General features: G+C 43.1%; 7 protein-coding genes. 2 read left to right on the top strand and 5 right to left on the bottom strand.

Features of this window, described 5'->3' with window-relative positions; genetic code table 11:
- Nucleotides 1–181: 181 nt before the first annotated feature.
- Complete coding sequence (locus ADH67_RS13025; protein WP_066593522.1) at nucleotides 182–1,348, bottom strand: porin; 1,167 nt, start codon at nucleotides 1,346–1,348, stop codon at nucleotides 182–184.
- Nucleotides 1,349–1,481: 133 nt separating this feature from the next.
- On the opposite strand from ADH67_RS13025, the gene ADH67_RS13020 reads away from it, so the two are divergent.
- Nucleotides 1,482–2,696 (top strand): tyrosine-type recombinase/integrase, encoded by a 1,215-nt coding sequence (locus tag ADH67_RS13020; RefSeq protein ID WP_066593524.1) that lies wholly within the window; start codon nucleotides 1,482–1,484, stop codon nucleotides 2,694–2,696.
- A gap of 180 nt (nucleotides 2,697–2,876) precedes the next feature.
- Nucleotides 2,877–3,917 carry a porin gene (locus ADH67_RS13015; protein ID WP_066593527.1) on the top strand — a complete coding sequence of 347 codons (1,041 nt, stop codon included), beginning with the start codon at nucleotides 2,877–2,879 and terminating at the stop codon, nucleotides 3,915–3,917.
- A gap of 336 nt (nucleotides 3,918–4,253) precedes the next feature.
- Here ADH67_RS13015 and ADH67_RS13010 read toward each other — a convergent pair whose 3' ends face one another.
- The 4 genes from ADH67_RS13010 to ADH67_RS12995 all read right to left on the bottom strand — a co-directional run bounded on the left by ADH67_RS13010 (nucleotide 4,254) and on the right by ADH67_RS12995 (nucleotide 9,117).
- The gene (locus tag ADH67_RS13010; RefSeq protein WP_066593530.1) at nucleotides 4,254–4,655 is read right to left on the bottom strand and encodes a cytochrome c3 family protein; all 402 of its coding nucleotides are present in this window, start codon (nucleotides 4,653–4,655) and stop codon (nucleotides 4,254–4,256) included.
- Between the two features lie 10 nt (nucleotides 4,656–4,665).
- Nucleotides 4,666–6,189, bottom strand: a complete 1,524-nt coding sequence (locus ADH67_RS13005; RefSeq protein WP_066593533.1) for an FAD-dependent oxidoreductase — start codon at nucleotides 6,187–6,189, stop codon at nucleotides 4,666–4,668.
- 103 nt (nucleotides 6,190–6,292) lie between these two features.
- Nucleotides 6,293–7,000, bottom strand: coding sequence for a response regulator transcription factor (locus ADH67_RS13000; RefSeq protein WP_066593536.1), 708 nt, complete (start codon nucleotides 6,998–7,000; stop codon nucleotides 6,293–6,295).
- Nucleotides 6,997–9,117, bottom strand: a complete 2,121-nt coding sequence (locus tag ADH67_RS12995) for an ATP-binding protein (protein WP_158212650.1) — start codon at nucleotides 9,115–9,117, stop codon at nucleotides 6,997–6,999. The genes ADH67_RS13000 and ADH67_RS12995 overlap by 4 nt, the downstream gene beginning before the upstream one ends.
- Between the last annotated feature and the right edge of the window lie 85 nt (nucleotides 9,118–9,202).

Raw genomic sequence — 9,202 nt, 5'->3', positions numbered from 1 at the left:
TTTGCTATCTGCTTCTTTCAGCCTGTACATCACTGCACACACCTTGCAGATTCGCTAGCTCTTCCCACTAGCGGGCGAGCTCGGGACTTTCACCCTTTAGATTGCACTCATGCCGAGCACACAAAAACGGACGAGAAAGCGTCCTCTCCCATCCGTTTGTTTTAGGAACTAATTTAAAAAATTAGAACTTGTGGACTAAGCCTGTACCGACAGACCAACCGTTGTATTTTCCATTTTCAACGTTGGCATACAGTTTGCTACCATCACTGTATCCAGCAAAACCGTAGACATAAGTGCGCTTGCTGAGCGGATAAGTATACCCGGCATCAATGTTCCAAGCTCTGTACTTAGTGTCTAAGTTTGCGCGCTTAGCTGCGTCTTTCATTGTGCCATCAAGTTCTCCGAGAAGGAAACGAGCACCTAATTTGGCTGTACCGCCAGCCAATGGAGCTGTTGCACTCAAACCAAAGGCGTGTTGAGAGTACATATCAGATTCCCAAGCATATTGGTAAATACCCATTGCTGTGGCAACGCCAAAATTGTAAGAACCGCCAGCGGTAATGTTGTAAGCTGTCTTACGATCTTTGAATTCAGCTTTTGTCTCATTGAGGGCATCCAATTCCGTTCCTTCAAAAAGATCAAGGCCTAATGTCTTCAGATAGGAGTTATATGCGTCTCCTACTTTCTTTTTACCGCCAGTGCCTTTTCCATCTAAGGCTTCGAAAATCAAGCTTGCATTAGCTGCTTCTCCAGCATACTTCAAACCTAAACCATAGTAGTGGCGGTTTTCTGACCATTTGTTTGCATCGTCAACTGTACCGTTAGAATACATAGCGTGTACAGTGAATCCGCCAAAAGATGGAGAAACGTAGGCAATTGCGTTATTTACACGGCTGTTAGATTTTGCGAAACTAGTCCAGGAGCCTTGGTCTTCGTAAGAAGTTCCAAAAGCCCAACCTTGGAGAATTGTGTAGGAACCTGCTCCGCTACCGAGAGAGCCAAAACGGCCAAATCCAAGCTGACCGAAGTTGCCAGAAACAAAAAGGCGAGATTCACGACCGAATGTCTTTCCTTCAGAGTTTGAGGCAGTGTTGCTACCTGTGTCGACATCAAAACCCTGTTCAAGTTGGAAACCTACGGAATATCCGTTACCGAGTTCCTCAACACCTTTTAACCCCCAGCGAGAACCTGAATCAAAGCCGCTCTTCATCTGAACTTTTGTTGTGTTGTGTTTTACTTTGGAAACAACAGCACCAGCATCAACTACACCGTAAAGAGTAACGTTAGAAGCTGCAAATGCAACGGAAGATGCACCCATTACAGCCAAAGCGATAAGTGATTTTTTCATTTGTAAATACTCCAATTGAAGTGAAAAACTTGCAGAAAGTTCAAATTCCTGGCAACTCTTTCAAACTTCCAATTGGGTTTGGGGAAATTTTTAACGTCTGAGCCTCAACCCGAAGTTCAAATTGGAGGTATTAATGTCACATTCGAAGATCGGCCAATACACTAAGTCACAGCTTTATTCTTTGACCGACGGTGTTTACAGATTAGAAAGGAATTTCTATTTACGCGTTCGGGGCAATGGAAAATACAGAACTTATTTTTTTCGCTATGTTGATCAAGAAGGAAATCAAAAAGATTGCAATATCGGAAGCCTTAGAAAAATAACCATGGCAGATGCTAAACAGCAAGTTCATTTATTTAGAAGTCTATTGAATATAGCAAGTCCCAAAAATTTGGATTTATCAACAAACCAAACTCCAAAATTTTCAGAATTCGCTCTAGAGACCATTGAAACTTTAGCTTCCGTGAAACTGTGGAAAACTGTTGCTCAAAAATCCTCTTGGACCTCTTCTATAACGACATATGCCTTCCCAAAGATTGGGGAAAAATTGGTCGAAGAAATTACTCGCCAAGATATCCTGGAAATTCTGAAACCAATCTGGACAAATAAGACAATGACAGCCTCTAGATTAAGAGGTCGTTTAGAAAAAATCTTCTCCTATGCTATTAACGAAGGGAAATACCATGGAAAAAATCCTGCAATTTGGAAAGCAAACCTTGAGATGTACCTCCCTCCGCCAGAAAAATGCAAAACAAAGACGCACTTCAAGGCTCTAACGCTACAAGAACTTCGGGACAATATTCCTTTTCTAACGAAAAATCAGTTTATTGGCTACAAGTGCCTTTTATTCGGAATCTTAACTGCTACTAGAAGTGTTGAATTCACTCAGATCCAATGGAGCGAGATTGATTTTCAACAAAAGATCTGGAATTGCCCTCCATCGAGAAGAAAGGACGGAAAAAACGAAGTCTTCAGGGTTCCTTTAAGTAGACAACTTGTTAATATGCTGAAATTACTAAAGAAGGAATCTAAAAGTAACTTTGTATTCACAAAGGATCATTTACAACCAATAAGAAGGGAAACACCGAGAAAATTGTTGAAGGACGGGCTAAAGTTAGATTGCACGATGCATGGAATGCGCTCTACTTTTAGAGATTGGTGCACACAAAACGGCGTTAACGAAATAGTTGCAGAGAAATCATTGATGCACTCTACCGGAAATGAAGTTGTTTCAGCTTACCAAAGAAGCGACTTATTAGAAGAAAGAAGAGAGGTCATGCAAAAATGGGCTGATCTTTTGCTTGAAAGCAACGAAGCTACTGAGAACCAAAAAGCTGAAAGTTCATAGTTGTTGCATCAAAACTACATAAAAACACTACTTTTCTTCGATTTTTTGTTGTTTTTATGCAAAAAACAACATTTTTAGTTGCCTGAAGGACACACTTGTCCCAAAATTACATCGCAGATTAATTCTTGCCAGGAATTTGAACTTTCTGCAAGTTTTCAACTTCAATTGGAGTTTTTACAAATGAAAAAATCACTTATCGCTTTAGCTGTTTTAGGTGCATCTTCCGTTGCATTTGCAGCGTCCAACGTTACTCTCTACGGTGTTCTTGACGGCGGTGTCGTCGTTAGCAAGGCGAAGAAAGCCGATACAAAGGTTCAAGCCAAATCTAGTTTTGATTCTGGTTCCCGTTGGGGCTTGAAAGGCGTTGAAGACCTCGGCAATGGTTATTCCGTTGGTTTCCAACTCGAACAAGGCTACCATCTTGACGATGGTACAACAGCAAACGGCACAGGTACATTCACAAGAGAAAGCAGACTCTTTGTACAAGGCGGTTTCGGTACATTGAGCTTTGGTCGTTTCGGTTCTCTTGCCTCTGGTGCAGGCACCCAAACCATTCTTACCGGTTGGCAGTTCGGCACTTCTTATGAAGAAACAGGCTCCTGGACAAAATACGGCAAAGGAAATAACCGTATCAACAATGCTATTTCTTATGTTTCTCCAGCCTTCGGCGGAACAACTTTGCATGCCATGTATTCCAACGGCATGTCTAATGATAATGCAAAATGGTCTGGAAATCACCACTACTATGGCTTAGGCATTAAGACAACAGTCGGCGCTCTCGACGGTTCTGTTATCTTTGAAGCAACAGATGCTAAAGGTGACGCTGAATACACAGAACCAGCCTACTCCATCACAGCTGGTGCTAACTATAACTTCGGTATTGCAACCGTGTCTGGTATCTACCAATATGCTTGGAGTTCCGATGAATACAAACAGAATGCTTTCGGTTTGAGCACAGCAATTCCTGCTTTCGGTGGTACAGCTAAGTTAGGTACAAAGTTTGTATTCGGTAAGGATGAAACAAAGATCTCCGGCGAAGATAAGTACAACGGTTGGAGCATCAACGCTGGCTACAACTACCCGCTCAGCAAACGCACATATGCTTATGGTTACGCTGGTTACACTCACGGTGGCAAGCTCTGGAAGACACACACTGCAGCAGAAGCTGATTTGGTTCACAATGGATACGCCATCGGTATGGGCTTAGTCCACAAGTTCTAATTTTTCAGATTAGTACTTAAAAGAAACTGCCGAGAGAGGACGCTCTTTTGGCAGTTTTAATTTAGGTTCTTTCTTATTACTGCCGCAAATCTTAATTATCCTATCTCCAAGCTTCAGAGAGCGTCCTTATTCACATCCTTTAAAAGGACGAGTCACACTCCCCCCTTAATTAAATCTTGTCACGGAATCCTAAAGTATAGAGGCTCCTCTTTCTGGATAAACGAACGCCATTCTTCAGAGTTAGGTACCAAGCAAAAAATACAGTTCCCAACTTCTATAGCTAGGAACTGCTTTTTTGTGTCTAACAGCACATGACTTTAGACTTTCCAAATCCTCTTATTTAGGATCTTTCATTCCCCATGCCTTTACATCATGGCAAGTTCCGCAGTCATTAACAGAAGCACGGTGCTCTCTATGGCAATCAGAACAGTCTTCGGTTTTGCCGAAGTGGTAACTGTGGTGAGGATTAATTAAAGCCTTGTGCTCTTTTACTTCTCCGGTCTTCGGATTCTTCATCTTGGAAATGAAGTTAAGCCGATCAGTTTTACTTGCCAAAGCATCCTGATTGTGACAAGTAACACATTGAGATGTCGGAACCGGCTTAAATTCTTTGCCTTGATGACATACTGTGCATTGCACTCCGCGAGCACTGTGTTTGCTCATGCTCGGCATCTGCGCTGAGACTGATGTCACTCCGAAACTCATAAGAACGGCAGCAGCTAAAAATATTTTTTTCATTTCTTTCTCCTTATTGTTTCGGTCTGTCAGCAACGGTTTCGCCCGCAATCAAACCAAATACGGCACATTCCGGCATAGAGCATCCGGTCATTCTTTCCTGTCCATGCAGGCCTCCGGAAGCTTCTCCGACTACAAACAGTCCTTCAATCGGTTTTCCTGTTTCCATTGAAAGAGCACGGGCTTTCAAATCTGTTCTAATCCCGCCCGGAGTGTAGTTAAGACGAGGATTTACAGGCATTGCATAAACTCCAGCAGAGAAATCAAGCGGTTCGACCTTACGTCCGGATCTTTCGAGAGGTTTATTGAATTCCGGGTCCTTGCCTTCTTTGATTGCTTGGTTATAAGCATCTACGGTGTTCTTTACAATTGCCGGGTCAGCTCCAAAAGCTTTGGCGGCCTCTTCCACGGAATTGAACTTCGTCATTGTTCCGTCAATACCGTTAAGACCGTTCAAGCTCCTCTGAACTCGGTTAAGATTATGGAACTTAGCCAGGGATTTTTCGTCATAAATAATGAACGGCTTCTTATCTCCGTTTTGCATTCTTCTTAAGAGAACGGTTTGAGCCAATGCATTACGAGTTGCGCCCTCACTCATGAAACGTTTCCCTGTTGCAGGATCCACGATGACGCCCCAAATCATGTCTTCTGTGGGTAGCGGATATGCAAATCTAAAGAGTGACAAATGCATCGGTTGGGCGCCTGCCCTCACCATAGTTTTAAGAGCACCCGAGGTCGCCCCGGGGTTAGTTGTTGTAGCAACGCCTGCCAAGAACGGCACTTCAATGGATCTAAAGACCTTATCGCGGGAATATCCGCCGGTTGCAAAGATTACGCCCTGCTTTGCTCTGATTAGCTTCTTAGTGCCGGTCTTGTTCTGAAGGTCGTCAGTTTCGGGAGTATCGAAATAGTAATCTTGTCTGACTTCTAAGCCTTCGACTTTTCCATCCTTATCAAGAATAATTTCATCGGCTTTCGTATGAAGTCCGGTCTCAAGATTCTTAAGAGTTTTCATGTGGGTCCACAACGCATTCAGCAACCCGGCGCCGTCTCCGATAGAGACCAGAACTCTAGGCTCGCTGTGACCCCCAAGTTTAAGAAGACGGCCGTCCCATTTAACTCCTCTTTCTGTCATGAACTTTTCAGCTCTGGCAGTATTTTTGGCCATTTCTAATGCTTTTTCATAGTCTCCCATGTTGCCGGAGACTTTGTACATGTCGGAAGCGAGCTTTTCCGGAGTGTCTTGGACACCTTTTTCTTTTTGAAGAGGAGAACCTACGCAAGCAAAGTTCAGACCGCTGATTCTGGATGTTCCGCCCAAACGGCTCATCTTATCAATAAGCAAAACTTTAGAGCCTTTTTCAGCAGCGGCAATTGCGGCGATCGTTCCGGAAACGCCGGAGCCTACGACAATTACGTCAACTTCTTCATCATATTTCGGTTTTTCTGCGGCATAAGCAGAAAAAGGTGCGGCGACAGCCACCAAAGAGGCAGATGCCTTTAGAAAATTTCTTCTAGATGACTTAACTTGTGTCATGTGGTTCTCCTTGGATTACTTAGAAGGGTTAAGTAAATCTTAAGAAGAAATCAAAACACCACCGCTAAAGAAAAATCAAAAAGATTACAAAAGTGCTATAAAGCTACTCCGAATAGTCTTCCATGTAGTAGCCGATTCCCGAGTAAGAAGAAATCAAAGGCTCTTCCAGGCCTGCTGCACGCAGTTTCTTTCTTATCCTCGCAAAAGAAACCCTCAAGTAATTGGTTTCTCCGATAAACTCGGCTCCCCATACTTGCCGGAGCAGGTCCTCATGTGTAAATACAATTCCCGGCTTTTTCATTAAGACAGTCATTAACCTAAACTCAATATCGGGAAGATTGATCTCCTTATCGTTGAAATAAAACTTTCTCCTGCCGATGTTCATCTTTAAAGGACCATTGATGAGATCCTGAGTAACAGTGGAATCTGTTTGAGAACCGACTCTTCTAAGAACTGCTTTAACACGGGCAGTTAATTCTTCAACAGAAAACGGCTTAACAACGTAGTCATCGGCGCCGGCTTCCAATGCTTTAGTTTTGACAGAGGTCTCCGAGCGCGCTGAAAGAAAAATAACCGGCGTAGAAGCTGACTTCCTGAATTCCTCTAAAAAATCCAGACCATCCATTTCCGGCATCATGTAATCCACAATAACCAAGTCCGGCTTTTCTGAAAGTGCTTCAAAAACTTCTAGCGCTTCTTCCCCGTCCCCGGCAGAAGCAACATCAAAGCCCTCTCTTTCCAAAGATTGACAGACGAAACGTCTGATTTTGCTTTCGTCATCGATAACTAAAATCAAAGGATGGATTTTCATGAGGCCTCCGGTAACGGAAGAATAATAATAAAAACGGTACCTCTCCCTACTTCACTTTGGATCTTAATGCTTCCCTGATGAAGTTCAATTAGTCCTTTCACGATGACCAGACCTAGACCGGTCCCGCCGGGTTTACGTTTTGAGTTCATTTCTACTTGGTAAAACTTTTCAAATACCTTATTAATTTTCGATGGCTCTATTCCCACACCATTGTCCGTAAAAGTGAGAATAAGATTGTTATCTTCTTTATGAGCTTCCAGCGAAATTACAGGTTTTCTCTCCGGATGACCATAACGCACGGCGTTAGAAATTAGGTTTGTCAAAATCTGAACGAATGCATCGCGGTCAACCCAAATAATTTTGGCGTCTTCATGGATGTCCACATTAAAGTCAAAATCACCGTTTGCCCGCGTAATCCTGAGCGCCTTCCGTACTAAAGGAGCCAGCATACAGAGCTCCTTATGTATTTGATAAGCACCTGCTTCCATCCGAGAAACATCAAGCCAACTCTCAATAAGCTTTTTCATGCTGTCGCTGTCGCGGAGAAGTTCATCGGCCTTTTCTTTTACCTCATCCAGCCCCGACATTCGGCGAATCTCCTCTGCTTCCAGCCGAATTGCAGAAAGAGGAGATTTAAGTTCATGAGCCACCACTCCAATTAAATCTTCTTTTAATTTGTTGAGCTGTTCCTCTGAGGTTACGTCACGGATAAAGAGAGCCTTCTTTAAGTATTCTGAGTCTACTAAGGAAAAAAGGCGTAATGACAGGACTTTGCTGTTTTCCAAAGGACAGATGACCGGCAACGTTCCCCCAGCTTTAAGCTTTTGAACCGTCTTTTCCTCAAACAGCATATCCAAAGACTTCCCGGCTAATTCATTGCCGAAAATATTCACGGAGGCCTCGTTGGCAAATCGGAGAACATCGTTTTCATCGAGTAAAACCAAGCCCTCCGAAAGCCCAGTAAATACCGCAGTCATGACTCCTTCCCTTTCAGTGACCTTCTTAACCTGTTTTTCTACTTCATCCTGAAGTTTGGAGTTAAGTTCAAAAAGCTCTGTATTTGCATGGTTGAGCTGCGAAGAGACCGATGAGAACTTATGCTGAAGCATACGCAGCTCTTTTGGAATTGTCACAACCTCACCCTTCAAAGGACGAGAACGGCCGGCCGCTATTTGCGAAGAAAGTTTGCTGATGGAATTGACTAAAGGTGAACTTACAAAAATGGAAGCGATTATCGTCAAAAGAAGAATCGAAAGCCATGCCAAACCATTTGATAAAGCAATTTTCCAGATAAGTTCCTCTCTCTCCTTTTGAGAGCTCAAAACTGCAACTATCCACCCCGCCTCTGGTACGGACGATAAATAACTTCTGAAAAACTCTTCTTTGTCTTTTCCAAAATTCAAAGACACCCAGGCAGTCCCGTCCTCCTTTACTTTCTCAATTGCTGCTGGAGGAAATATTTCAGGAATCGGAAAATGTCTAGAGGTAGAAAAAATAATTTTGCCTGATCCATCCGCAATCGCAATTTCGTATCTTTCTGGAGAAGATTGAGGAAGAACCTGCTCGGCCAGCTTTTTTAGATTTACAGCAGCAACCGCATAACCAATAATTCTTTTATACTGAGCAATAGGCGTTGAAAGATTGATGATGTTGCCTGTTGCAGCTCCCTGAGCGTTAACAAGACCCGAAACTTGAACTCTGTTTTCTGTCGTTCGGTTGAGCCAATGGTCCCTTCCTGTGTGATCTACGCCGATATTACTTTCTCCGTGCGGATTTCTCTCCGGAGAAAATGAAACGGAAAAGCCAGAAGCATTATCTATATGGATGTTTAAGAAGTCGGGAAAGTTTTCCCGCAAGCTTTCAAGAAATTTATTGATGCGCTCGGAATCTTTTAAGCCTTCAATTTTTACGAACTCGGAAGCAGTCAGAAGAAGATGCTGCGCAATTTGAATCCGAGACAACAGCTCTTTTCCCGTACTTTCGGACAACTGTTGCTGGACTCTTTCCTCTTTAGCGATATCTTCGCTTGCCATCTTGTACTGAAGTCCGGACATGACAAAGCACGGTATTGTCACTGAGACAAGCAGGACAGCCATCAAATAAGTTCTAAATTTCATCTCTTTCTTCATCCATACCTTGTTAAAGGTATACGGCTTCCGAAGTAAAAGATATTGGAAATTGTCCTAGAGAGGATCTCCTCTT

The sequence above is a fragment of the Turicimonas muris genome (assembly GCF_002221595.1).
GTDB classification, from domain to species: Bacteria; Pseudomonadota; Gammaproteobacteria; order Burkholderiales; family Burkholderiaceae_F; genus Turicimonas; species Turicimonas muris.
The sequence above is the reverse complement of the archived record's forward strand: the minus strand, read 5'-3'. Positions and strand labels throughout refer to the sequence as shown.

Excerpts from the sequence above, each read along its gene's own strand:
- ADH67_RS13025 (WP_066593522.1), bottom strand. The coding sequence starts at position 1,348 with ATGAAAAAATCACTTATCGCTTTGGCTGTAATGGGTGCATCTTCCGTT.
- ADH67_RS13020 (WP_066593524.1), top strand. The coding sequence starts at position 1,482 with ATGTCACATTCGAAGATCGGCCAATACACTAAGTCACAGCTTTATTCT.
- ADH67_RS13015 (WP_066593527.1), top strand. The coding sequence starts at position 2,877 with ATGAAAAAATCACTTATCGCTTTAGCTGTTTTAGGTGCATCTTCCGTT.
- ADH67_RS13010 (WP_066593530.1), bottom strand. The coding sequence starts at position 4,655 with ATGAAAAAAATATTTTTAGCTGCTGCCGTTCTTATGAGTTTCGGAGTG.
- ADH67_RS13005 (WP_066593533.1), bottom strand. The coding sequence starts at position 6,189 with ATGACACAAGTTAAGTCATCTAGAAGAAATTTTCTAAAGGCATCTGCC.
- ADH67_RS13000 (WP_066593536.1), bottom strand. The coding sequence starts at position 7,000 with ATGAAAATCCATCCTTTGATTTTAGTTATCGATGACGAAAGCAAAATC.
- ADH67_RS12995 (WP_158212650.1), bottom strand. The coding sequence starts at position 9,117 with ATGAAATTTAGAACTTATTTGATGGCTGTCCTGCTTGTCTCAGTGACA.